Genomic DNA, 25,077 nt, shown 5'->3' with positions numbered 1-25,077 from the left:
TTGTTGTTTGTGTGTACGGCTTGTAGCTTGATAGTTGCTGTTCTATGTTTAATCGAGGCTATCTAATTGATGTTATATTTTATCTATAAAATTAGATGATTACTCGCTACAATAACGATAATAATTTGACGCTTTTGTGCATGCTTGAACGCAGCTAATAAACACTGATTAACGGATAACACTGGTCAGTGATACAAGTTCACCTCACTTTGGGTACCGCATTTATGGATATTCGGTAATGGAAAATAGTCTTTGGAACAAAATTGCTTTTTGGCAAAAGACACAAAGTAAAGTTGATTTGGGTGTCTACTTGTCTGCTGACGAGCTCACTGTATTTGAGCCGTCGGCGCAGCCATCTCATATGAAAATTGCTTTTGAGCAACATGATTGGCATAGCGCGTTTAGCCAATTATCTCGAGAACTCTCTGGTGCGAACCTTCAGATAGTGCTTAGCTCTGACTACTATCAACTGCTTGTTGTCGATAAGCCTGCCGTTGAAGAGGCCGAGATGACTCAAGCCTTGCAGTGGGCCATTAAAGATATGGTTTCTGTGCCTGTGACAGAGCTGCATTTAGATTATTTCGAAACGCCCCAGTCTACAGCCAATAAGCTGACCGTTGTTGTGGTTGAACGAACCTTGTTAAGCAATATGGTCACTGTCGCAGAGCAGTTGGACGTCACTATTGCTGGCATTAGCATTGAAGAGATGGCCATTAGCAACCTATCTAAAGATGCGCATCAAGCTAAGTTGGTGCTGTGCCATAAACCGGGTAGCGAGTTGATGCTGACGGTCATCAAGCAGGGACAGTTGTTTATGCAGCGGAGTGTACGTGGCTTCAGCCAAATTGATACCGTGGCTGCCGCTGAGCTGAGTTTTGGTGTGGCAGATAACTTGAGCCTAGAGCTACAACGTTCGATGGATTACTTTGAGAGCCAATTGCGTCAAGCACCTGTTACCTCCATTGAATTATTGATGGGAGGAGCAAGGGAGGAGTTAGCCAAGCTACTATCGACTAATTTTAATCAACAGGTCAATGTGGTTGAGTGTCAAAGTGTTGCAGATAAATTGAGTGAGCTAGCCTATCTTGAGTTCTCCCTTTCTGTGCAAGAGGAGGCTGCTTAGATGAGCTTAAAATTGCGCGTTAACCTTTACAATGCATCGCTATTGCCGCCTAAGCTACGTCTCTCTTTTTCTCGTTTATTACGTGTATCAGTCGCACTGTTATCGCTGCTATTACTGGCTAATATTTTTGCCTACTTTAGTGTGTCATCGCTAGAGCAAGAGAAGCGCGACCTAGTACAGATAAAGAACCAGTTATCGTCTGAGAAGCAGGTGTTGGAAGCTGAAATCGCAACCCGAACGCCATCACTGGCGTTAGTGAAACAGGTTGAGTTATTGGCCCAACAAATAGAGTTAAAACGACTACTACTTGGCGAGCTAGGGACATTAAAAGCGATCACGAGTAAAGGGTATTCCGCATTGCTGACCGATCTGGCAAGTGTGGCAGACAGCTCAATTTGGCTGAGTCGTATTCAAGTGATTGAAGAACGTATGCGATTCGAAGGCTATACCAGTGCGCCACAACATGTGCCGCGATGGGTGGAAAAATTACAACAAGTCGACACTTTGAAGGGCCAGGCGTTCAGTACCTTGACCATGAGTCGTGGTGAGGATAAGCCGTTGTCTTTTGTGTTGCGTAGCCAAGAGACTGAGGAGAAAAGCCAATGAAACAGGCATTGAATCAGTGGGCTGAAAAATTTGATGCACTGTCGCAACGTGAGCGAGTCATGGTGGCGGCTGCGGTAATTGTTGTCGTGGGAATGACACTCTATATGCCGCTTGAGTCTTTGTTGCTAAAACGAGACGCGCTGCAACGAGAGTCGAAAGCGCTTGTCGCAGAAAATAACATTTCTGAACAACAGATAGCGCTTTACCAACAGAAATTGGCACAAGACCCAGATGAAGAGTATCGCGCCCGTTTGACAATATTGACGCAGCAGATGGCTGATATTGATAGCCAGTTGACTGAGCAGATGGTTGACATGGTGCCCGCGGAGCGAATGCCGGCCATGTTAAGTGAGCTGTTAGTGAGGATTAAAGGCGTTAAGCTACAATCTTTTGACTCCATTGCTCCAACGCCGTTATTAGCGGTAGGCGAGGAGAATAAGCTCAACCTCTATAGTCATGGCATTAAATTAGTGTTGGAAGGTGACTACTTCTCCACCGTTAAGTTTATCGAAGCGGTTGAAGCCATGCCGAATAAGCTCTATTGGAAGCAATTGGACTACAGCGTAGATCAATATCCGAAGGCGAATATTGTACTTGAGCTATACACATTAAGTATTAATGAGGACTTCATCAGTGTTGCAGACCAAGGCTAAGTTACTGTTAGCGGTGCTATTGTTCACCGGAGTGGTACAAGCGCAATCGTTACGCGATCCTACCCGACCTGGCGTTGGGGCTGTGACGAGTGCATCAAACAACAGTGCAATGACTACTCAACTCATTTTAAACAGTGTTGTGATATCTGGTAACAGTGCAACGGCTGTTTTTAATAATAAAATGTTCACCATAGGTGACAGTGTGCAAGGCGTTAAGATAGTGCGCATTAATGCCAAAGGTGTTTGGCTTGCCGACGGCCGCCAATTCACCATGTACCAAGCGGTAACAGGGACTAAGGGACAATAAATGAAAGTAATAACCACAGTGACGCCTCTGCTTGCGCTTGTATTGGTGGCGTGTCAGACAACGGATAGACCACTGCCAGTTGAGTCTAAGTCGGCACTGGATTCTTCAATGATACAGCAAAATGAAAAACTGGCGACGCCGCCAGCTGCTGTCATGCCCGATTCGGTACAACGAGAACTGTCCGCTTCATCATTGCTAGCGGGTGTTTCACCAAGCATGCCTTCAGAGCGTCGTTTTGATGTGTCGGCAAGTGATGTTGATGCTAAAGTCTTTTTCCCAAGTTTAGTGCAAGGCACACCACTGAGCGTTGCCGTTCACCCCGATGTCTCTGGGACTGTTTCACTGTCACTCAAAGGGGTGACATTGAGTGAAGCATTACAAGTTGTTGAAGATATTTACGGTTATGAAGTGAGCCGTGAAGGACGTATTTTACGTGTTTTTCCTGCTGGCATGCGTACCGAAACGTTCCCGTTAAATTACCTTTACATGGAACGTCATGGTCTATCGTTGACGTCGGTAAACTCAGGGCGTATTTCAGACAGCAATAACTCAAATAACAACAGCAATAACAGCGATAACAACAGTAGTAACAACAATTCGTCCAATAACGATAGCAGCAATAACAGTAATGAGACCACCAATGGCACCTTTATTCGTTCTAAAACCAAAACTGATTTTTGGGGCGAGTTAAAAGAAACCTTGGTATCTATCGTCGGTGATACGGGCGGCGGACGCCAAGTTGTGGTGACGCCACAGGCTGGCTTGGTGACCATTCGAGCTTATCCTAATGAACTGAGACAAGTGCGTACCTTCCTGCAAACCGCGGAAAGTCATCTGCAACGCCAAGTGATTTTAGAAGCCAAAGTGCTCGAAGTGACGTTATCAGATGGATATCAGCAAGGGATACATTGGGAGAGTGTATTAGGGCATGTTGGCAGCACTAATATTGAGTTCGGTACTTCGAAACCAACGAGTGGTTCTGTTGGCGACCTGATCACAAATGCGATTGGCGGTGTAACATCGCTGCAAATTAAGGGGTCGGATTTCAACACCATGATCAGCTTGCTTGATACGCAAGGAGATGTTGATGTGTTATCGAGTCCACGAGTAACGGCATCGAACAACCAAAAAGCGGTGATTAAAGTTGGTCGTGATGAGTATTTTGTCACTGATGTCTCATCAACGACAGTCGCCGGTACCACGCCAGTGACATCACCTGAAGTCGAGCTCACGCCATTTTTCTCGGGTATTGCATTAGATGTAACGCCACAAATCGATTCAGAAGGGAATGTGTTACTACATATTCATCCTTCGGTTATTGATATTAAAGAGCAAACCAAATCGATAAAAATATCAGAAAGCACGCTAGAGTTGCCATTGGCGCAAAGCGAAATCCGTGAGTCGGATACCGTGATTAGAGCGAGCACAGGTGATGTTGTTGTGATTGGTGGTCTAATGAAGAGTGAAAATATTGAAGTGGTATCAAAAGTCCCCTTGCTTGGTGATATTCCATTTTTAGGTGAGGCTTTTACCAACCGAGCCAAATCACTGAAGAAAACCGAACTGGTGATTTTGCTCAAGCCAACGGTTGTGGGCGCAGATACCTGGAAAAGCGAGTTAAAGCGCTCGAAAGCCTTGTTAGACCGTTGGTATCCAGAGGCTGAGAAGGAGTAATCGCTCTTGTACCTGCAGCACTTTGGCTTGGGTGAAGCCCCATTTTCCTTAACACCTAATACCGGATTTTTTTTCGGTTTGGCTCCCCACGTTGAGGCGCTGCAGGTGCTGCAAACCGCGTTGCAAACTGGCGAAGGTTTCATCAAAGTTACTGGTGAGGTAGGCACGGGAAAGACGCTCATCTGCCGCAAGCTGCTTAATGAGATCCCTTCAAGGTTTCATTGTGCTTATCTGCCTAATCCCTATTTAACACCTGATGAATTGCGTTGGGCGGTGGCATTAGAGTTAGGACTTAAGTATTCAACTAATATCGATCAGCAACAACTAACGACTCTTATCCAGCAACAGTTGATTGCGTTGTCAGCCCATGGACATTCGATTGTGTTGGTATTAGATGAAGCACAAGCACTGCCTGATGAAAGCTTAGAGGCATTACGGTTATTTACTAATTTAGAAACCGAGAGTCGAAAACTACTGCAGGTGGTGTTGTTTGCCCAGCCAGAGCTCGACGAACGACTCGCATTAAAACAGTTCCGCCAACTGCGTCAACGCATCACTTTTAGTTATCAATTACGTCCGTTAACACGCGGTGAAACCTCGGCCTACCTTGCTCACCGCTTGCAAATAGCGGGTTATCAAGGGCCGGAACTGTTTTCACAAAATAACTGTATGCGACTTGCTAAGGCGTCGCGAGGGATCCCAAGATTGATCAATATTTTGGCGCATAAAGCATTGTTGTTGGCTTTTGGTGAAGGGGCGCAGTGTGTATCTCACCAGCATATTAAAGCAGCCATTAATGACACCGATGATGCAAAAGGTTCGGCCATGCTAACGCGTGGATGGTTTGCTGCACTTGGTGCTGCTGCGATTGTCGTTGTTTCGGTCTCGGTGTATTGGTTTTTAGGGGCTGCAGCATGAGTGTGATTAATACTATGCTAAAAGATCTCGATAAGCGTCAGCAGAGTCATGATTTAGATGAACTGCCTGTGCCTCCGTTACAGTATCAAGGTCGTCAACCCCACCGACTCCCTTGGGTGCTACTGATTATTTTCGCTAGCCTTCTCCTCATCGGTGGAGGTTTGGGGTGGTCGCAATTATCTCAGCTTCGCCATGACAACGCTTTATTAACCCAGCAGGTGGAAGACGCACATACTGATAAGGTTGCCGATACTCCTATCTCGGCTGAGACTGATAGTGGTTCAGTTGAGCCTGCAAGGGGAGAGGCCAAGCCTGCTCAGATGACGACGAAGTTGACTGCCGATAAAACGATTGAGCAAAACCGCTCACAGCAGCGTCAACAGTCAAATGTCCCATCTGCTAATACTCAAGATAAGCCCAAGAACCCAGCTACACCTGATGAAGTGCCTGTGCAGATTACTGCTGAAACAGTGACAGTAACGCAAAAGCCTCCAGTCACTGCGGTAAAGCAAGCGCCTAAAAAGGTCGACAGAACAACCCAAAGCACACCATTAAGCGGGAAAATGGCGGTGACCGAAGTTAGATTGACTCCGAAACAGCTTGCAGAAAAACGTTTTGCTTTAGGGATGGCGGCACAGAATGAGGGCCGTCAGAGCGAGGCTCTGGGGTATTTCTCCGAAGCATTAAGATTAAGTCCACAGATGCATAAAGCCCGGCAACATTTGGCCGCACTTTACTATGGGCAGGGGATGTTTATCGAGGCGCAATCGATACTCGAACAGGGCTTGAGCCTGTATCCATTGGAACTCGATTATGCCTTGCTATTGGCAAGGGTGCGTGAGGCTGGGGGCGATAAGGCCTCTGCATTGACAGCCTTAGCCCTGATCCCTGATAGCCATCTGTTGGCTAAAGATAAGTGGACGATGCAAAGCCAGCTTGCTCAGCAGTTGGGGCAATATGAGTTATCCGAGGCAAGCTATCGTCAGTTAGCGAGACTTGAGCCGAGTCAGGGCCGCTGGTGGATGGGGCTGGGCTACGCGCTCGACTCACAACAGAAATATGTGATGGCTAATCAGGCCTACAAGCAAGCTTTAAAGCAGAGTGGTTTATCTAACGAAGCGATTAGCTACGTGGAAAGTCGCTTAGCGCAGTTAGGAGAGTTCGAGTGAAACCAAAGTTAAAGATGCGTTTAGGCGACCTGCTCGTGCAAGAACAAATTATCAGCGAAGCGCAGTTGATGCAGGCACTGGCCGAGCAAAAAAACAGTGGTAAAAAGCTAGGGCGAACCTTGATTGATCTCTCATCAATCACAGAAGATCAACTGCTGAAATTCCTGTCGCAGCAGCTTAATATTCCTTTCTTGGATATCAGCCGTCGAGCGATAGCGCCTCAAGTGGTTAATTTGCTGCCAGAGGTTCAAGCGCGCCGCTATCGTGCTTTGGCGGTCGAAGATGACGGTGAAAGTGTCTTGGTAGCAATGAGCGATCCAGCCGACTTACAAGCGCTCGATAATATTGAAGTGATGTTAGCTCCGAAGCGATTAACGCTTGCTGTGGTTACTGAGACACAGCTGCTTGATGCCTTTGACAATCTGTATCGCCGTACGGGCGAGATTGCACAAATTGCGGGTAAGCTTGAAGAAGAGTATGCCGCTGACGACCAGTTTGACCTTGCCAGTTTAACCGACGCCGATAGCGATAACGAAACCACGGTTGTTAAGTTACTTCAGTCAATTTTTGAAGATGCGGTACAGATGCGAGCGTCGGATATTCATATTGAGCCGGGTGAAAAAGTGCTCCGTATCCGTCAGCGTATTGATGGCCAATTGCAGGAGAATATCTTACAAGAGGTTAATATTGCCGCCGCATTAGTGTTGCGTTTAAAGCTGATGGCCGGACTCGATATTTCTGAAAAGCGCCTGCCGCAAGATGGGCGTTTTCACATGGAAATAAAAGGCCATAAAATCGACGTACGTATGTCGACGATGCCTATCTATCATGGTGAGTCGGTGGTGATGCGTTTACTCGACCAATCGGCAGGGTTACTGACGTTAAATGAAACCGGTATGCCGCCCGAGATGTTGGCGAGAGTGCGTAAACAGATTAAGCGCCCTCACGGTATGTTGTTGGTAACAGGTCCAACGGGTAGCGGTAAAACCACCACACTCTATGGCGTGCTAAGTGAGCTTAATACCGCCGATAGAAAGATCATTACTGTTGAAGACCCAGTTGAATATCAATTACCACGGATTAACCAGGTGCAAGTCAATCACAAGATTGGCTTAGACTTCTCCAACGTACTACGTACGACTTTGCGTCAAGACCCCGATATTATCATGGTGGGTGAGATGCGTGACCAAGAAACGGTAGAGATTGGTCTGCGAGGCGCTTTAACGGGTCACTTTGTCCTGTCGACCTTGCATACTAATGATGCGGTAACCAGTGCACTGCGTCTATTAGATATGGGCGCGGCCAGTTATCTCGTTGCTAGTGCTCTTAGGGTGATAATTGCCCAGCGTCTAGTTCGTCGAGTGTGCCATAACTGTGCGCAAGCCTATGAGATGGGGCCACAAGATCAGGCTTGGCTAAAATCGGTAACTAAACAAGATTTTTCACAAGCCACATTTAAAATGGGTGCCGGATGCCAGAGCTGTAACGGCAGCGGTTATCGTGGTCGAATTGGTGTATTTGAGATTCTTGAGTTAGATGAATCCATGATTGAAGCAATGCGCACGGGTAACCCACAGGACTTTGCGGCCGCGGCTTATGCAAGCCCCAATTTTACGCCGTTAGCCGAGTCAGCGTTGACCTACTTGGCACAAGGGCTTACTACGCTCGAAGAGGTCGCTAAGTTAGTTGAAGATGCATCGGATGCGCAGATCCCCTTGATGCTCCATCAAGGGGTTGAGGAGTAACTATGCCGGTTTATCAGTACAGAGGGCGAGACGCACAGGGGAAATCTGTCACTGGACAGCTCGATGCTGCGACTGAAAGTGCTGCTGCTGATCAGCTTATGTCTCGTGCTGTGATCCCGTTGGAACTCAATGAAACTAGGCCCAAACATGATTTTGACTTAGGGACCTTGTTTAAGCCGAAAGTAGGTCTCGATGAGCTGCAAATTTTCACTCGGCAGATGTATTCACTGAGTCGTTCGGGGATCCCAATACTGCGTGCTATTGCAGGTCTGTCAGAAAGTACTCATTCTCGACGCATGAAAGATGCACTCAATGATATTTCTGAGCAGTTAACCTCGGGCCGCCCCTTATCCTCGGCAATGAATCATCATCCTGATGTATTTGATGCGCTATTTGTCTCAATGATCCACGTTGGCGAGAACACGGGTAAGCTGGAAGATGCCTTTATTCAGCTATCAGGATACATAGAACGCGAACAAGAAACTCGCCGACGCATTAAAGCGGCGATGCGTTACCCGATATTTGTATTGATTGCCGTGGCATTGGCTTTAGTCGTGCTTAATATCATGGTGATACCCAAATTTGCTGATATGTTTTCCCGTTTTGGCGCCGATCTCCCCTGGGCAACAAAGTTACTGATTGGTACCTCAAACTTTTTCGTCAACTACTGGTATCTGTTGCTGGCCGGTATCGCCGCGTTATTTGTGGGTATTCGTTATTGGCATAATAGTGAAAAAGGTGAGCGGCAATGGGATCAGTGGAAACTCAAAATACCCGCGGTTGGCAGTATCATTGAGCGCTCGACCTTATCACGCTATTGCCGCAGTTTTGCCATGATGCTCAGTGCGGGCGTGCCGATGACACAGGCGCTGAGTTTGGTCGCCGATGCAGTAGATAATGCCTATATGCATGACCGCATCGTTGGCATGCGACGTGGCATTGAATCCGGTGATTCAATGCTGCGAGTTCATAACGCAAGCCAACTGTTTACGCCGCTAGTATTACAGATGGTGGCAGTAGGTGAAGAGACTGGTCAGATAGATCAACTGCTTAATGATGCGGCGGATTTTTATGAAGGTGAGGTCGATTATGACTTAAAAAATCTCACAGCTAAGTTGGAGCCTATATTGATAGGTATTGTTGCGGTTATTGTATTGATCCTCGCGCTCGGTATCTATCTGCCGATGTGGGATATGCTCAATGTGGTCAAGGGTGGGCAGTAAAATGACACTCTGTAGTCACTTTTGCGTTGGCAGGCAGTGTTGATGGAGCGGCAACAGCAAGCAGACAGCGAACTCATGCATGTTTACGGCAAGATTATTGCTATAGTTTTAATGTTACTTATTTTGGCGATTTTAGGGTTTAAGTTTTTTGCTAGCGTAGAAAAAGTTTCCGCCAATGGGCTTAAAGTTGAGCATTCTCGGTTACTCAATGTGTTGGCTATGGTGCGTTCACAGTGGCTGACACAAGGTCGTCCGCCGCAACTGAGGTTGGATTGGTCTACGTCGTTACTCAGTGATAATGATCATCAGGGGGTCATCTCAATGAGCCAAGAGGGTTGGCCAATTGTTGTTGGCGCTGATATTGTGGGCTGTAAAGAACTTTGGTGGCAGTTGTTAGGTTCAAGAGTCGAAGCCGCACAAATTACCACAGAAATAAGCCGTGAGCGAAATGTTTGTAGCTACATTGCTAAAAATGGTGATCGATTAAGTTATCAGCTCACATCGGGCCGTGTAATTTTTTTGACGAAAGAGTAAATTTAGTAATATCAAAGGTTTCTAAAAATATCGAAACTGATAGAATTGTGGCAATTGTTGAAGGGAGTTAGGTATGCAAAGCAAGTATTTAAATGGGAAGCAACAGGGCTTCTCTCTGATTGAACTCGTGATTGTCATCGTAATTTTGGGGATTTTGGCGGCCACCGCGATTCCGCGATTTTTGAATGTGACTGATGATGCCGAGGATGCCAGCGTTGATGGTGTATCTGGTGGCTTAGCCACTGCCGTTAGCTTTGTGCGCTCTCAGTGGGAAGTTGATGGCCGTAACAACACGAGTGTTGTCCTCGATGGTACTACCATTTCTCTGGACACCCGATTTGGTTTTCCTACAGGCCTAACCGTAACCAGTGCTACAGGAATGACTAATGCCTCGTGCCAAGAGGTATTTCAGAATATTCTACAAAGCGCGCCGCGCAATGTACTGTTTAATCAAGATGCGCGCAACCAACGTTTTACTGCAAGAGTAATAGGTGGTGCAGGCGGCACGGCTACAGCGATCAATGGCGTAGTGATCAACAATTTAGATCTCTGTGTTTATCATCAGGTTGCCTCTTTAGCCTTGAATCCAACGAATGGTGTTCCAACACCAGCGCCCGATTTAAACACTGCTAATGCGAAAGGGATCACTTATAACCCAGGTACAGGCCAAGTATTGAGTTTTACTAATTAAATAGCATCGTTTCTCAACTAAGAAGCGTGATTAAATTTTCTATTAAGGATGTTAACGATGAATAAGCAGAAAGGTTTTACGCTTATTGAGCTAGTGGTTGTGATCATTATTTTAGGTATTTTGGCGGTCACCGCAGCACCTAAGTTTATTAATTTACAGTCAGATGCTAGAGCATCGACTGTGGATGGTGTCAAAGCGGCTTTGCAAGGCGCCAACTCACTCGTTTACTCAAAGGCTGCTATAGCGGGCAAAGAGAAAGATGCAGGTGCGTCGATTACCATTGCAACCGGTGTCAACGTGACCACTGATTACGGGTATTTGGACAGCGCAACAAGCACTGCAGTGGTGAAAACCAATCTTGAAAAAGCCATGGATATGACATTTCAAGCTCTCGCAGCAGCAGATACCGCGGTTTCAACAGATGATTGGGGAGTATTTTACTCAAGTGATACTAAATTTATCATAGTACCGAATGGTAAGAAGACAACGGATGCATGCCGTGTCGATTACACTACAGCATCACAGGATGCCACGAGTAAAGTGGTCACGCCTGCCAAAGTTACTGCAGTAACAACAGATTGTTAATAGGATAGGTTAAATGAATAAGCAAAAAGGTTTTACCCTGATTGAGTTAGTCGTTGTGATTATTATCTTAGGTATTCTGGCAGTCACCGCTGCACCTAAGTTTATTAACTTGCAGTCAGATGCGCGTGCTTCGACCCTTGAAGGAATGAAAGGTGCTTTACAAGGTGCAAACACGCTATTGTATTCAAAGGCAGCGATTCAAGGCAAAGAAAAAGCGGATGGTGGCACAACTGCCAACATCGATACTACTGGTAATGGCACTGCTGATACTATTGGCGTTTATGGCTATGTTAAAGCGGACGCAACTGAGATGGCTAAAGTTTTAGAGATTGATGCCACAGAATGGACTATTGCAGTACCAGCGTCAGGCGTCAGCTCTGCTGATATCATTATTCATCCGGCCGATATAACACCTTCAGCGACTAAAAAGTGTTTTGTTGAGTATACCGATGCTACAGCTACAACCTTGCCTGTGTATAAGGTCGAGAAAGATAATTGTTAAGTAGTTCTCTTTCTTGAAAAAGCCCGCTTTATGTGGGCTTTTTTATTGGGAATTTAGCTGAATGATAGAGGTTAAAAAATGCAATCATAGATAGTTGTCAGCGTGGACTAGAGTCACAATGAAAAACGATGATAGACTGCTTGTTAATAAGTTGGCGGGCATAATTAAGGTAATAAGGGGGCTTATTTGCAGTGGCACAATCTAACATTTGCAGAGTTGACCACAGCGCAGCTATATGAGCTACTGCGTGTCAGGGTTGATGTGTTTGTCGTGGAGCAAAATTGCCCCTATCCTGAGCTAGATGGCAAAGACACATTGGCAGGGACACGGCACCTGTTCGCCACAGATACCCAAGCTAACATCGTGGCCTATGCAAGGATATTGGCTCCCGGTGTGAGTTACTGTGAGTCGAGTATAGGCAGGGTGCTTGTGGCTGAAAGCGCGCGGGGTAGTGGCGTTGCCCAGCAGTTAGTGCAGCAAGCCGTGGAAACGGCTAAACATTACTGGCCTAGGGTGAACATTCAGATAGGCGCGCAAGCGCATCTTTTGAACTTTTATCAGCGCCAAGGATTTGAGCCAGTATCCGAGACCTACTTAGAAGATGGTATTCCTCATCGGGATATGCTTTTGAAACATAGTTAAAAAAGTTTATAAAAAAGAGCACATCGAGTGCTCTTTTATGTTTGGGAAAGTAGACTGTGCAATAATCTTAAACGTGCTAGATTATTGATCCCGTAAGCGGATCCTCGGATTATGGTTAACGTTACCATGGCTATCAATGCTTGATAGTTGGTTTTGCTGGGCAATAATCGCTAACGGACCCGAAGGCAAATGGCGAACAAACAACAGCCGATAGCCAAACCGGTGCAGGTTGTAGAGGGCCATTTTTTGCTCTGCGCTCATAGAGTTCCAATGCTCATCATGATGCAGGCTAGTCCCTCGCCTGTCTTGCAGTTGTTGTGCTACTTGCATGTTATTATCTTTGCGTATGTAGGCCTATGCAGCCAGTTTTCTATTATCACAAGCCAAATTGACTTATGAGAGCATTAACTTAATTAGTTAAGCTGCACTATTGTATCGGCAATTATCTGAACAATAATTGCACGAGATCAAATTCTATCGGCGAATCGTAAACGGCTATTAAAATTTATGAAAGCGCTCACATTTTTGACAAGTATTAGGAAACTTCACATTGATTAATTATATCGAACCTGTTTTCCGTCCTCCCTCAGAGTGGAAGTCTCTCATCCTTCAAGTGACCAATGGTTGCAGCTGGAACCGCTGCAGTTTTTGCGATATGTATACCGCGCCACAAAAGCAATTTCGTGCACAAAAATTGGACAATGTTGCCGCTGATATCCTCAAGGTTAAGCAAAGTGGCGTGCCAATTTATCGAGTATTTCTTGCCGACGGTGACGCCATGAGCTTGCCGTTTAAACGGCTTGAAGCTATCTGCTTGCTGATACGGGAGCACTTGCCTCAGGTGACGCGCATTAGCAGCTATTGCCTACCCCGTAACTTAACCAATAAGACACCCGAACAGCTGTCTCGACTACGTGAGTTGGGCCTATCTTTACTCTATGTTGGCTGTGAGAGTGGCGACGATGAAGTGCTAAGCTGCATAGATAAGGGCGAGACTTATGCTTCCTCTTTGGCTGCATTAGAGAAAATCCGTGCCGCAGGCATGAAATCGTCAGTCATGATACTTAATGGCTTAGGGGGCGAGCGCTTCGCTGAGCAACACGCCGTCAACTCGGCAAAGCTCATGAATGCAGCTCAGCCCGACTATCTGTCAACCTTAGTGGTGACACTGCCGCTAGGGACCGAGCGAATGGACACAGTGTTTGGCGGTAAATTCATATTGCCAAATCAACTTGGGCTGCTTAATGAGATGCAGATGTTACTTAGTCATCTTGAGCTGAATAAAACCATATTTCGCTCTGACCATGCTTCAAACTATTTAGTGTTAAAGGGGGTACTGGGCAAGGATAAACCCAGCTTGTTGGCTCAGGTTGAGCAAGCCATTGCAGGACTAGTTCCGTTGCGCCAAGAGTGGCAGCGAGGATTGTGAGCCAAGATCTGCTCTTGGCTCCTAGAAAGCCTCATTACGGCTACTTTTCGATATGAATCTCACGTACAGGGCAGGGGATGGTGATTCCGGCCTGCTGCAGCGCATTCATTAAATCGAGATTGATCTGATATTTGTTTTGATAAAAGGTTGGCGTAGGTACCCAATATCGCAAACCAATCTCTAGCCCAATACTGTTAAAGCCATTAATGCCCACCTGAGGAGGACGTTGCTGGTTGACCTGTTTGTTGCTGCTGAGTACTTGGTTGACGATGGCTAACACCTGATTGACATCACTGCTATAGCTAACATTGAAATGGGTACTAACCAATTTGTGCTCAAATGAGTTGTGGAGGATCTCGCCGACAATGTGTTTGTTCGGTATGCTTATTACCTCTCCCTCCTCGTTGGTGAGCAGCGTCAGGCCAAGATGAATGCTTTTAACAACACCGCTGACCCCTTTAATTTCTATGGTATTACCGACAACAAATGGGCGAGTGACAATAATGGTCACACCGGCGGCATAATTAGCTAGCATGCCTTGTAAAGCGAGGCCGGCACCTAGCGAGGCTGCACCAATGGCGGCAACCATAGGGGTAATACTGATACCAAGTTTTCCTAATGCGATGATCCCAACCATCACCACAATCAATATTCTGACAAGATTAGAGACGAAGTTGCTTAAGGTAATATCGATATCGTGTTTTTCAAATTGCTTGGCGACCAAGTTTGAAACCTTGTTGGCGACCCAAAGTCCCAATAGGAAAATGAGCGCTGCACCCACTAACTGAAAACTATATTTCACTAGAAATTCAGTGAGTAAGTTATAGACGTTCTGTAGTTGCGCTAGCTCCTGCTCTAAGCCATTTTCGTTCATCACACTGTCCCTACTTAGTCTGGGTGGTAACCACCGTTCGTTGGCGTTATGTTACTTAATTTTCAATACCTTGATAACAAGAATCTGCATGATTTTGTTTATGAGCATTATAGCGTGAGGTGGCTCAAGCTATTGTCATCCGTTTGCAGGTGGGCTTACTGACTTAAGTTATAGTTTACTTCCACTCATTTCGTTCAACAGGCTTATTAAGGAGCTTTATGAAAGCGCTAGTATTTGTATTGAGTTTATTGGTTTTTTCCAGCGCGCAGGCGACCACCATTACTGTGGGAGATAGTCTTCAAGTGGTTGATTTTAAAGATCAGCATGAGCAGTCGATAGGTGTGTCAGCAGATACCAAGGTGCTGTTGTTTAGTCGAGGGATGAAGGGGGGAGATATAATTAAAGAAGCACTGGAGACCCTACCTCAAACGGAACAGCCTGCACATTTGGTCTATATTGCAGACATCAGCGGTATGCCATCATTGATTGCAAAATTTGTCGCTGTACCCCAAATGAAAGATCTGCCTTTTAGCATTGGCCTCGACCGTGAAGGTGAGCAGACTCAGTTATGGCCTGGTGATAAAGAGACTGCAACGGTGATCAAACTAGAGCAGCTAAAGGTGATGTCTGTGACTCAAGCAGCAACAGCGAGCGAGTTAGTGGACGTTATCAAGTAATTTCTATTTGGTGGCTGAGCTCTATGGTTTAGTCACCATATCCGCACTAATTTGCTGATTTGTCATCTGATTAACTTTCAATATTTCGCCCTAAACTCATCAAGCATAAAAAGTTAACTTTTTAGCATAAAAACTCATTGCAAAATCGTTAGAAACGTTGTCTACTGCGCGTGATTTTTTATCACGCTTAACTTAGGAGACAAGGGCCCGATGAGCCAATTTCAAGCGATTGATGTAGCAGAATATTACGATTCAAATACCTTTGAACGTATCAAATCGTTTGCGCAAGATAGACCCACCCCGTTTGTCGTCATTGATACCCAGATCATTGCCAAGCAATATGATGAGATGGTTACCCAATTTCCCTACGCGAGTGTCTATTATGCGGTTAAAGCTAACCCCGCAGAGGAGGTGTTGTCCTTGTTACGTGATAAAGGGGCTAATTTCGATATAGCCTCTATCTATGAACTCGATATGGTCACTGATATCGGCGTGACGAGTGATAGAGTCAGTTACGGCAATACCATAAAAAAACGCATAGATGTGCGGGCATTTTATCAACGTGGCGTACGAATGTTCGCCTCGGATTCTGAAGCCGATATACGTATGCTGGCGGAAGAAGCGCCCGGTGCAAAAGTTTATGTCAGAATTTTAACTGAAGCGACCGATACTGCCGACTGGCCATTATCTCGTAAGTTTGGCTGCCACAACGAGATGGCATATGAGTTGTTAGTACTGGCTAAGTCGTTAGGTTTAAAACCGCATGGAATTTCATTTCATGTGGGTTCACAGCAGCGAGATATCAGTGCTTGGGATAGTGCCATAGGCAAGGTCAAGGGCATTTTTGAGCGTCTTAAAAACGAGCATAACATTCAGCTTAAGATGATCAATTTAGGTGGAGGCTTTCCGGCAAACTATATTGATAAGACCAATGCCCTCGCCACGTATGCGCAACAGATCAGCGGTTTTTTAACGGCACACTTTAATGATGAACTACCGGAAATTATTCTGGAGCCTGGACGCTCACTGTTATCCAATGCAGGAATTTTAGTGTCAGAGGTGGTGCTGATCAGCAAGAAGTCTTATACGGCTACTGAACGCTGGGTGTTCACCGATGTCGGTAAGTTCTCAGGCTTAATTGAAACCATGGACGAGGCGATTAAGTTTCCCATTTATACCGAGCGTAAAGGAGCGTTAGATAAGTGCGTAATAGCAGGGCCAACATGTGACAGCGCCGATATTATGTATGAGCATTATCGCTATGGTTTACCCGTTGACTTAGCTATTGGTGACCGTATGTATTGGTTGACAGCAGGAGCTTACACGACCACTTATTCAGCGGTATGTTTTAATGGTTTTCCTCCACTGAAAGACTATTACCTTTAGGGGCCATTAAGTAAGGGACTGCTGTGGAAATGAAAAGGCGTACTTAGGTACGCCTTTTTTGCTGCTACTTTAGATGGGTCTGAAGGATCTGGTGTAACTCCTCCTTGATGTGCAGTTTTTGCTGTTTAAGCACTTTCACTTCAGGCGTAAAATCACTGGCAGCGTGTTGTTCTAACTCCTTGATCTCGTCATCTAATTCATTATGTTTATTAAACATTTTCAAGAAATGAGCATCTTTAGTTTTGAGTTCGCTGATGAGGTCTCTATGTTCTGGAAACATGACGGCAATCCTTTTTTATAATGGTAAATATTGAGGGTATTCAGTGACCAAATTTTTGTTTTTTTGTTTGGTACAAATCCAGCCTAGCGCGATTTATGTGGTTGATTTGTGATCTATTTCACCTTGTGGCAGATTTTTGATACCTATCAATGTAGTGGTATTTACCTCCTTGTTATTTCTATGTTTTTTGTCGCAATTTTATCGCTGATAATTGTAGATTATTTGATCTTGATCACTCTGAGGGATAAATCATGCTGCATAGGTGGCAGACTAGGCACTAGTTGCTATATTTCTTGTTCATACAGATGAAATGATTTAGTAAATTCATTACAACAAAATATCTAACTAGTGGCGAGAAAAGTGTGATCAGGTTAACCTTAATGGCTTCCATACTAGGTTAAAGTTCAATTTATAAGAATTTTATTATCAAAATTGAAAGGGGTTTTCACAATGTCAGATGTATTTCATTTAGGCCTGACGAAAGAGATGTTAGATGGTGCAACTTTGGCGATCGTGCCAGGTGACCCAGAGCGAGTTAAACGTATTGCCGAATTAATGGACAATCCTACGTTTTTAGCGAGTCACCGTGAGTACACTAGCTACCTTGCTTACATTGATGGCAAGCCATTAGTGGTTTGTTCTACGGGGATCGGTGGCCCATCAACATCTATTGCAGTAGAAGAGTTAGCGCAACTAGGCGTTGATACTTTCTTGCGTGTTGGTACAACTGGTGCGATTCAGCCACAGGTGAACGTGGGTGATGTGATTGTAACGCAAGCATCAGTGCGTCTTGATGGTGCAAGTTTACATTTTGCGCCAATGGAGTTTCCTGCAGTCGCTAACTTTGAGTGCACAACCGCAATGGTTGAAGCGAGTCGCGAAGCAGGTTTAGAGCCTCACATTGGTATTACTGCATCATCAGATACCTTCTATCCAGGACAAGAACGTTACGATACCGTATCAGGTCGTGTGACTCGTCGTTATGCCGGTTCAATGAAAGAGTGGCAAGAGATGGGCGTACTTAACTATGAGATGGAATCTTCTACGCTATTTACCATGTGTGCGACACAAGGTTGGCGTGCTGCATGTGTTGCTGGTGTCATTGTTAACCGCACACAGCAAGAGATCCCTGACGAAGTGACCATGAAGAAAACTGAAACCAGTGCAGTATCGATTGTTGTCGCTGCTGCGAAGAAGATGATGGCATAACGCTCACTCAATGATACAAAAGCTTCCCTGCAAAGAGCTTTGGTATATAGAGAAAACAAAAAAAGGCGCTTTAAGCGCCTTTTTTCTAAGCGAAATTCAGACCTTAGAAATGATACTTAGCAATGACTGAGTAGGTATTTTGATTTATGCCGTCAACACCATACTTATTTTGCCAATAATCATATTCGACACCCACAAAGAGTTGGTTTTTCTTGTGATCACCGAAAATGCTTGCACCTAAATCGTATTTAAGTTGTGGGTTGAAGTGAAAGTTCTCCTCATATCCTTGGTTGTCAGCAGAGAACACCCAATCGAAAAAGCCATCAAAAACAATAGTAGAGTTGCCCACGGGGAAGTCCATTCTAAAGACGGGGGTTAGCTGCCAGCCATCACTGTTATTGCCGCTACTGATCGCATCGCGACGATAGGCATTAACGTTAAAGTAGCTGAAATAGGGAAGTGCAAAATCTACTCCTATACCGTAGAGAAAACTCGTTACAGGGCCTTCGCCCTCCTCAAGAGTAAACGCCAGTGATACGTCGGTTATCGCGCCCATTTCAAGCGACTTACCGGATATCTTCCCTAGGCTGAATCGTGGTGATATTTCACCATAGGTGGTGTTATCTTCGCTAACATTGGAACCGTTAAAGTTGATAAAATCTTGAAACGCAAACCAGTCACCATATTTCCACGCACCCGCAGTTTCAAGGGTAATCGTGGTTTGTCTGTGTGACGGAGCTAGGTCGTAATCTGTCCCGTGAAGCGCTGTGGCGCTAACATCCCACCATTGAATCATCTCTTCAGCCATCGCGGGCTGGGTGGCTAGTAGGGCCAATGCTAGCCATTTGCAGTTTTTCATCGTCTACCTCTATTTTATTGGCTTATTTTTAAAACAGTAATGGTACATGTGAGTACATTATTTAACTGTTAGTTATGCCAAGTGATTATTTATGATGAAGTATAATGGGTTTGTTGATTGTGCCCAAATTATAAACAGTGAGCTGGTTCAAAATGATGCCAATCGCTTTACATCGATATAGAATGCGTTATTGACATAATATGTCGCTTTGTCAAAAAAGAGCTGATATAGTCGTTTAATGGACACTCACATTTCAGGGGGAAATATGGAGTTTTCAAATCCTATCATTATCTGGGCTGGTATCGGGATTGTGCTGATGCTGGCAGAGATTATCTTACCTGGCGGTATAGTCGTTTTGCTTGGCGCGGCCTGTCTTGTGGTGGCCAGTGCCTTAGCTGTTGGATTAGTCGAAGGGGTTGTGCAAGCCTTAACGCTTTGGTTTATTGCATCTATGGTGCTGTTGCTGGCGTTTAGACAACTTACCCAAAAACTTGTTGGTGGAGACTCTCATGTCGACAATACCGACGAAGACTTCGACCTGTATAACAAGACAGCATTAGTGAAAACGGTAATTGGACCAGCGCAGCAACAAGGCCGCGTAGAGTTTCAGGGAACCGAATGGCCCGCGCTAGGCGATGGCAGTGAAATTCCTGTTGGTAGCCAAGTTCGAGTGATCTGCCGAGACAATATCGCCCTCGTGGTTGAACCTTTGACAGAATAAGCCTAAAGCGCTGTTCTCTTACATCAAGGAAGGAATCTATGTTTGTATTTACCTTAGTTGTACTATTTGTCTTTTTTATTCTCTATAAGTTACTGCTGATTGTGCCCATGCGTGAAGTTAATGTGATTGAGCGTTTGGGGAAATTCAGGGTTGTGTTGCAACCCGGCTTTCATTTTCTTATTCCATTTTTTGACCGTGTTGCCTATCGACATGATACGCGTGAACAGGTGCTAGATGTGCCACCGCAAAGCTGTATCTCTAAAGATAATACTCAGCTTGAAGTCGATGGTTTAGTCTATTTAAAGGTGATGGATGGCAAGCTAGCAAGTTATGGCATTGAGGATTATCGTCGTGCTGCGGTTAACCTTGCGCAAACCACAATGCGGTCAGAGATCGGTAAGTTAAGTTTGAGCCAAACCTTCTCTGAGCGCGATAGTCTCAATGAGTCGATTGTACGTGAAATTGATAAAGCGTCTGATCCGTGGGGCATAAAGGTGCTGCGTTACGAGATTAAAAATATAACGCCCTCTTATAAGGTTATCCATACGCTAGAAAAACAGATGGAAGCGGAGCGCAGTAAGCGTGCCGAGATCACCTTAGCGAATGCAGAAAAAGCGGCGATGATTAATCTGTCTGAAGGTGAACGTCAAGAAGCGATTAATATCTCTGAGGGACAAAAGCAGAAGCGTATTAATGAAGCCAAAGGTACTGCGCAGGAGATTGCTATTGTCGCCAAAGCAAAAGCTGAGGCAATGACTTTAGTGTCGCAGGCCTTAGCACTCGACGGCGGTAATGAAGCGATGAATATGCAGCTTAAGGAACAGTTTATCGTTCAGGTGGGCAAGATATTAAGTGAGGCTGAGATTTCAGTTGTACCAGCAGAGCTGGCTAAACTGGAAGGCTTCTTCGAAGGAATGGAACAGGTGACTCATAATGTGGGTCAGGTAAAAGGAGGTCGCTCATGATTGCAGGTATCAATACAGACATTATCGTCTTAGGCATTTGGGGGCTCATCTTTGCCATTTTCCTCATTAAACTGTTTCAATCTATAAGGTTGGTACCAACAAAATCGGCATGTGTGGTTGAGCGATTGGGTAAGTATCACGCGACATTAGATGCGGGTTTTCACGCCTTAGTTCCTTTTGTCGATAAAGTGGCTTATATCCATGACCTTAAAGAGGAGACTATCGACGTACCGCCTCAAGAGTGCTTCTCTAGTGATGAGGTGAATGTAGAGGTCGATGGTGTTATCTATATCTCAGTCATCGATCCGGTCAAGGCCAGTTATGGGGTAACTGATTATCGTTATGCGGCAATCCAATTGGCGCAAACGACGACTCGCTCTGTGATTGGTACCCTAGATTTAGATCGCACCTTTGAAGAGCGTGATGTGATTAGTGCTAAAGTGGTCGAAGTGCTTGATCAAGCTGGAGCTATGTGGGGCATTCGCGTTCACCGCTATGAAATCAAAAACATCACTCCGCCGGAAACGGTTAAGAATGCCATGGAGATGCAGGTCAACGCCGAACGCGAACGCCGTGCCCTGTTGGCAAAAAGTGAAGGTGATAAACAGAGTAAGATTAATCGCTCAGAAGGGATAAAGACAGAAACTATTAACCACTCAGAAGGTGAGATGCAGCGCCGAATTAATGAGGCTGAAGGTAAGGCGGAAGAGATCTTAACCATTGCTAAGGCCACGGCAGAGTCCATTGAGCGTATGGCCACAGTGATCGCTGCACCAGGTGGTAAAAATGTAGTGCGCATGCAACTGGGTGCACAATACCTAAAGCAATTTGATGGCTTAAGTGAAAACGCTAGTAAGATTGTGCTACCAGGCAATATGATGGATTTTGAACATTGGATGAACAGCATTGGCCTAGAAGAGAGCAAATAGCCTGCTGTCGATAATGCCAGACTATCTCACTAGGCAATGACACTGCTTAGTGAGATTTTTATATCCTTAATGCCAAATATATTGAGGGTAATGATTCTAACCTTGTTGATTTTGGGTGATGATAGTTCACTAAGCTATTGGCTGATTAAAAGGATTTATTATGATTAAGCGTATGTTAGTGATTGTTGCGGTGCTTCTGTTATCCGCTTGTGGTGCCATGATGAGTAATAACGGCGCGAATAAAACCGTCTCAAGTAGCTTAGTCGATTTTCTTTATCCAAATCCAGAAAGCCGAAGTGAGCACAAGCCTGAAGTGCCGACTTTGAGATTACCCGTCAATGTTGGCATCGCTTTCATTCCCTCAAATAGCTTATCTCGCGATGGCATTAGCCATAATTCGCAAATGGCATTGCTTGAAAAGGTAAAAGCTTCTTTCATCAAATACGATTACATCGACAGAATTGAATTGATCCCCAGTACTTATCTAAAGGGGGGTCAAGGATTTGATACCTTAGCCCAAGTCGCTCGGCTGCATGACGTCGACGTTATGGCTCTTATCTCTTATGACCAAGTATCACAGACGTTAGATAATAATGCGGCACTGTTATATTGGACGATTGTAGGCATGTATGTGATTCCCGGAAATGAAAACTCCGTACAGACTTTTGTTGATACCGCCGTCTTTGATGTGAAAAGCAAAAAAATGCTGTTCAGAGCCCCGGGTCTTAGTAAGCTAGAAGAGCGCTCTACGGCGATAGGGATCGATGCTACCCTTGATGAAAATGGCTACCTTGGCTTTGACCTTGCTGTTGATGACATGGTCACTAACCTTGATGATGAACTTGGCCGCTTTAAGGTGAGAGTGAAAGAGGAAAAAGTGGCAAAGATAGAACATAAAGAGGGTTACAGTGGGGGGGCGCTTGGTGGCTGGTTACTCACACTCTTGTTGGCGGCAGGTTTAGGTAAACGAAAGCTAAAGGAACCTCAACTAACTAGTCTAAGCTAATGCGACTTCGTATCAGGCAGGCTATCGGTTTCAGCCGTTAGGTTTATGTGTCCATGACTCTGCGATTCTATCGGCAGATAATCTGCTATCGGTATGATCTCAACCTTGGCTCCTGTTATACTGCTTGCCTGATTTTTTGGAGGCAAGAATGGACCTATCTTCTTTACTTGACGGCTTAAACGATAAGCAGCGCGAAGCCGTTAGCGCACCACAATCTAGCATGTTGGTGTTAGCGGGCGCGGGCAGTGGTAAAACCCGAGTGCTAACCCACAGAATTGCATGGTTGATGCAAGAGGAGCAGCAGAGTCCCTATTCTATTTTGGCGGTGACCTTTACCAATAAGGCCGCAGCCGAGATGCGTGAACGGGTCGAGAAAGTCAGTGGCAGTAATATGGGGCGGATGTGGATTGGTACTTTCCACGGTCTAGCTCATCGTTTGCTACGCACCCACTACCAAGACGCTAACTTGCCCCAAAGTTTCCAAATTCTCGATTCTGATGATCAGTTGCGTTTAATTAAGCGTATTTTGAAAAGCCTGAATCTTGATGAGAAACAGTATCCTCCGCGTCAAGCTCAGGGTTATATCAACGGTAAAAAAGATCAAGGGTTACGTCCAAAGCATATCGATACCACGGGTTTCCCCATCGAGCAAAATCTGCTGAAGATTTATCAAGTTTATCAAGAGTCTTGTGACCGTGCAGGCTTGGTGGATTTTGCTGAGATTCTGCTACGAGCCCATGAGTTATGGCTCAATAAGCCCCATATTTTAGAGCACTACCAAGACAGATTTAAAAACATCTTGGTCGACGAGTTTCAAGACACCAACGCAATTCAATATGCGTGGATCCGCGTGCTCGCAGGCAACAGTGCTAATGTGATGATCGTCGGTGATGATGATCAGTCTATCTATGGTTGGCGTGGTGCTCAGGTTGAAAACCTACACAAGTTTCTTGACGATTTCCCCCATGCACAGACTATTCGCCTAGAGCAAAACTACCGCTCCAGCGCAAACATACTTAATGCATCCAATGAGCTGATTGCCAACAACCCTGATCGTTTAGGTAAAAAGCTGTGGACGGAAGATAAGGCGGGCGAGCAGATCGGGCTCTATTGTGCATTTAACGAGATGGATGAAGCGCGCTTTATCGTCGGTCGGATTATGGATTGGCAAGATATGGGTGGCAATTTAAGTGATTGCGCCATTTTGTATCGCTCCAATGCCCAGTCGCGTGTGTTGGAAGAGGCATTACTGCACAAAGGTATGGCATATCGTATCTATGGCGGTCTGCGCTTCTTCGAGCGCCAAGAGATTAAAGATGCCATGGGGTATCTACGTCTTATCAGTAATAAAAATGATGATGCCGCTTTTGAACGGATCATCAACACACCAGCCCGTGGTATTGGTGGCCGTACCTTAGATATTCTTCGCTCTACCGCTCGCCAGCAAGAGCTTACCTTATGGCAAACCTGTTTACGTTTGCTGGATGAGAAAGTGCTCAGTGGTCGTGCTGCTAATGCGGTACGCGGTTTTATGGATCTGATTGTTACCTTGCAACAGGATACAGAAGAACATTCTCTGCACCGCATGACAGATCATGTGATTCAAACCTCTGGCCTAAAAACCATGTATGAAGCGGAAAAAGGTGAAAAGGCCCGAGCGCGAGTAGAGAACTTAGAGGAGTTAGTCACGGCTGCACGTACGTTTGTGATGCCTGAAGATCTCGAGGATATGGGCGAGTTGAATGCGTTTTTATCCCATGCCGCATTAGAGGCCGGTGAGGGGCAAGCCGATGCTTTTACCGATGCGGTGCAGCTCATGACATTGCATTCAGCCAAAGGGCTTGAGTTCCCAATGGTGTTTATGGCGGGTGTCGAAGAGGGGATTTTCCCGAGTCAAATGGCGATGGATGAGGGCGATAGGCTCGATGAAGAGCGCCGTCTCTGTTATGTGGGTATGACCCGCGCCATGAAGCAGCTGTATATCACCTATGCTGAGTCTCGACGCATCTATGGTCGTGAAAACTTTGCTCGGCCGTCGCGCTTTATTAAAGAGATCCCTAGTGAGTATGTACAAGAGATCCGCTTAAAGGCGCAAGTAACTGCCCCCACGAATCGCTTTAGTAATCGCATTAACAGTGCGATCAGCGATAGCCGAAATCGACCTGTGAGAGCAGTAGCCGGACATGAATCAGGTTTTAGTATTGGGCAAAGGGTTATGCATTTTAAGTTCGGTGAAGGTAAGGTGATCGATCTAGAAGGTAATGGTGAGCAGGCTGTCATTGAAGTGAACTTTGACGATGTCGGCCGTAAACGTCTGAAAATCGCTTTTGCTCGCCTAGAAAAGGTATAGTTCCCAATCGCATAAATGGT

At 45.5% G+C, this 25,077-nt stretch carries 27 protein-coding genes; 23 read left to right on the top strand and 4 right to left on the bottom strand.

The features are described 5' to 3' along the window. Positions 1–238: 238 nt before the first annotated feature. From BEL05_RS14125 to BEL05_RS14060, 14 genes are all read left to right on the top strand, one after another. On the top strand, positions 239–1,123 hold the full coding sequence (locus tag BEL05_RS14125; RefSeq protein WP_069671540.1) for an MSHA biogenesis protein MshI: 885 nt from the start codon (positions 239–241) through the stop codon (positions 1,121–1,123). Further along, positions 1,124–1,729, top strand: a complete 606-nt coding sequence (locus BEL05_RS14120) for a PilN domain-containing protein (RefSeq protein WP_069671539.1) — start codon at positions 1,124–1,126, stop codon at positions 1,727–1,729. Then, positions 1,726–2,382 carry a hypothetical protein gene (locus tag BEL05_RS14115; protein WP_028762526.1) on the top strand — a complete coding sequence of 219 codons (657 nt, stop codon included), beginning with the start codon at positions 1,726–1,728 and terminating at the stop codon, positions 2,380–2,382. Before BEL05_RS14120 ends, BEL05_RS14115 begins: the two co-directional genes overlap by 4 nt. Continuing rightward, positions 2,363–2,689, top strand: a complete 327-nt coding sequence (locus BEL05_RS14110; protein ID WP_051412898.1) for a hypothetical protein — start codon at positions 2,363–2,365, stop codon at positions 2,687–2,689. The genes BEL05_RS14115 and BEL05_RS14110 overlap by 20 nt, the downstream gene beginning before the upstream one ends. Next, positions 2,690–4,363: a pilus (MSHA type) biogenesis protein MshL gene (gene mshL, locus BEL05_RS14105; RefSeq protein WP_069671538.1), complete on the top strand. Its 1,674-nt coding sequence runs from the start codon at positions 2,690–2,692 to the stop codon at positions 4,361–4,363. A 6-nt stretch (positions 4,364–4,369) separates the two neighbouring features. Then, the gene (locus tag BEL05_RS14100; protein WP_069671537.1) at positions 4,370–5,281 is read left to right on the top strand and encodes an ExeA family protein; all 912 of its coding nucleotides are present in this window, start codon (positions 4,370–4,372) and stop codon (positions 5,279–5,281) included. Next, positions 5,278–6,450 carry a tetratricopeptide repeat protein gene (locus tag BEL05_RS14095; RefSeq protein WP_069671536.1) on the top strand — a complete coding sequence of 391 codons (1,173 nt, stop codon included), beginning with the start codon at positions 5,278–5,280 and terminating at the stop codon, positions 6,448–6,450. Before BEL05_RS14100 ends, BEL05_RS14095 begins: the two co-directional genes overlap by 4 nt. Beyond that, positions 6,447–8,195, top strand: a complete 1,749-nt coding sequence (locus BEL05_RS14090; protein WP_028762531.1) for a GspE/PulE family protein — start codon at positions 6,447–6,449, stop codon at positions 8,193–8,195. Before BEL05_RS14095 ends, BEL05_RS14090 begins: the two co-directional genes overlap by 4 nt. Before the next feature lie 2 nt (positions 8,196–8,197). Next, positions 8,198–9,418, top strand: a complete 1,221-nt coding sequence (locus BEL05_RS14085; protein WP_069671535.1) for a type II secretion system F family protein — start codon at positions 8,198–8,200, stop codon at positions 9,416–9,418. A 42-nt stretch (positions 9,419–9,460) separates the two neighbouring features. Continuing rightward, a complete protein-coding gene (locus tag BEL05_RS14080; RefSeq protein WP_069671534.1) occupies positions 9,461–9,952 on the top strand; it encodes a hypothetical protein in 492 nt (163 codons plus the stop codon). A 73-nt stretch (positions 9,953–10,025) separates the two neighbouring features. Beyond that, positions 10,026–10,643, top strand: coding sequence for a type II secretion system protein (locus tag BEL05_RS14075; protein ID WP_069671533.1), 618 nt, complete (start codon positions 10,026–10,028; stop codon positions 10,641–10,643). A gap of 57 nt (positions 10,644–10,700) precedes the next feature. After that, positions 10,701–11,228, top strand: a complete 528-nt coding sequence (locus BEL05_RS14070) for a type II secretion system protein (RefSeq protein WP_069671532.1) — start codon at positions 10,701–10,703, stop codon at positions 11,226–11,228. Between the two features lie 13 nt (positions 11,229–11,241). Continuing rightward, positions 11,242–11,730 (top strand): type II secretion system protein, encoded by a 489-nt coding sequence (locus tag BEL05_RS14065; RefSeq protein ID WP_069671531.1) that lies wholly within the window; start codon positions 11,242–11,244, stop codon positions 11,728–11,730. Positions 11,731–11,916: 186 nt separating this feature from the next. Beyond that, positions 11,917–12,372: a GNAT family N-acetyltransferase gene (locus BEL05_RS14060; RefSeq protein WP_069671530.1), complete on the top strand. Its 456-nt coding sequence runs from the start codon at positions 11,917–11,919 to the stop codon at positions 12,370–12,372. An 81-nt stretch (positions 12,373–12,453) separates the two neighbouring features. Here BEL05_RS14060 and BEL05_RS14055 read toward each other — a convergent pair whose 3' ends face one another. Further along, positions 12,454–12,702, bottom strand: a complete 249-nt coding sequence (locus BEL05_RS14055; RefSeq protein ID WP_069671529.1) for a hypothetical protein — start codon at positions 12,700–12,702, stop codon at positions 12,454–12,456. A gap of 220 nt (positions 12,703–12,922) precedes the next feature. Between BEL05_RS14055 and BEL05_RS14050 the strand changes: the two genes are divergently transcribed. Continuing rightward, entirely contained in the window at positions 12,923–13,801 is an 879-nt protein-coding gene (locus BEL05_RS14050) for a radical SAM protein (RefSeq protein ID WP_069671528.1), read from the top strand. A 40-nt stretch (positions 13,802–13,841) separates the two neighbouring features. Here the strand turns inward: BEL05_RS14050 and BEL05_RS14045 are convergent, their stop codons facing one another. Next, complete coding sequence (locus BEL05_RS14045; RefSeq protein WP_069671527.1) at positions 13,842–14,675, bottom strand: mechanosensitive ion channel family protein; 834 nt, start codon at positions 14,673–14,675, stop codon at positions 13,842–13,844. 218 nt (positions 14,676–14,893) lie between these two features. On the opposite strand from BEL05_RS14045, the gene BEL05_RS14040 reads away from it, so the two are divergent. Beyond that, positions 14,894–15,352 carry a hypothetical protein gene (locus BEL05_RS14040; RefSeq protein ID WP_037427927.1) on the top strand — a complete coding sequence of 153 codons (459 nt, stop codon included), beginning with the start codon at positions 14,894–14,896 and terminating at the stop codon, positions 15,350–15,352. 210 nt (positions 15,353–15,562) lie between these two features. Then, positions 15,563–16,738, top strand: a complete 1,176-nt coding sequence (locus BEL05_RS14035) for a type III PLP-dependent enzyme (RefSeq protein ID WP_069671526.1) — start codon at positions 15,563–15,565, stop codon at positions 16,736–16,738. Positions 16,739–16,802: 64 nt separating this feature from the next. Here BEL05_RS14035 and BEL05_RS14030 read toward each other — a convergent pair whose 3' ends face one another. Beyond that, complete coding sequence (locus BEL05_RS14030) at positions 16,803–17,018, bottom strand: HP1242/YdcH family protein (RefSeq protein WP_069671525.1); 216 nt, start codon at positions 17,016–17,018, stop codon at positions 16,803–16,805. Positions 17,019–17,468: 450 nt separating this feature from the next. On the opposite strand from BEL05_RS14030, the gene udp reads away from it, so the two are divergent. After that, positions 17,469–18,227 (top strand): uridine phosphorylase, encoded by a 759-nt coding sequence (gene udp / locus BEL05_RS14025; RefSeq protein ID WP_028762543.1) that lies wholly within the window; start codon positions 17,469–17,471, stop codon positions 18,225–18,227. 103 nt (positions 18,228–18,330) lie between these two features. Here the strand turns inward: udp and BEL05_RS14020 are convergent, their stop codons facing one another. After that, positions 18,331–19,086 (bottom strand): outer membrane protein OmpK, encoded by a 756-nt coding sequence (locus BEL05_RS14020; RefSeq protein WP_069671524.1) that lies wholly within the window; start codon positions 19,084–19,086, stop codon positions 18,331–18,333. 265 nt (positions 19,087–19,351) lie between these two features. On the opposite strand from BEL05_RS14020, the gene BEL05_RS14015 reads away from it, so the two are divergent. The 5 genes from BEL05_RS14015 (at position 19,352) to uvrD (ending at position 25,057) form a co-directional block, all read left to right on the top strand. Continuing rightward, positions 19,352–19,807 carry an NfeD family protein gene (locus tag BEL05_RS14015; protein WP_028762545.1) on the top strand — a complete coding sequence of 152 codons (456 nt, stop codon included), beginning with the start codon at positions 19,352–19,354 and terminating at the stop codon, positions 19,805–19,807. 38 nt (positions 19,808–19,845) lie between these two features. Further along, on the top strand, positions 19,846–20,772 hold the full coding sequence (locus tag BEL05_RS14010) for an SPFH domain-containing protein (RefSeq protein ID WP_028762546.1): 927 nt from the start codon (positions 19,846–19,848) through the stop codon (positions 20,770–20,772). Next, entirely contained in the window at positions 20,769–21,701 is a 933-nt protein-coding gene (locus BEL05_RS14005; protein WP_069671523.1) for an SPFH domain-containing protein, read from the top strand. Before BEL05_RS14010 ends, BEL05_RS14005 begins: the two co-directional genes overlap by 4 nt. A 160-nt stretch (positions 21,702–21,861) precedes the next feature. Then, positions 21,862–22,707: a rhombotarget lipoprotein gene (rhlP, locus tag BEL05_RS14000; protein ID WP_069671522.1), complete on the top strand. Its 846-nt coding sequence runs from the start codon at positions 21,862–21,864 to the stop codon at positions 22,705–22,707. Positions 22,708–22,855: 148 nt separating this feature from the next. Then, positions 22,856–25,057: a DNA helicase II gene (uvrD, locus tag BEL05_RS13995; protein WP_069671521.1), complete on the top strand. Its 2,202-nt coding sequence runs from the start codon at positions 22,856–22,858 to the stop codon at positions 25,055–25,057. Positions 25,058–25,077: the final 20 nt, after the last annotated feature.

The sequence above is a fragment of the Shewanella colwelliana genome, from assembly GCF_001735525.1.
GTDB lineage: Bacteria > Pseudomonadota > Gammaproteobacteria > Enterobacterales > Shewanellaceae > Shewanella > Shewanella colwelliana.
Note: the sequence above shows the minus strand (reverse complement) of the source record. Positions and strands in the feature narration are given on the sequence as shown.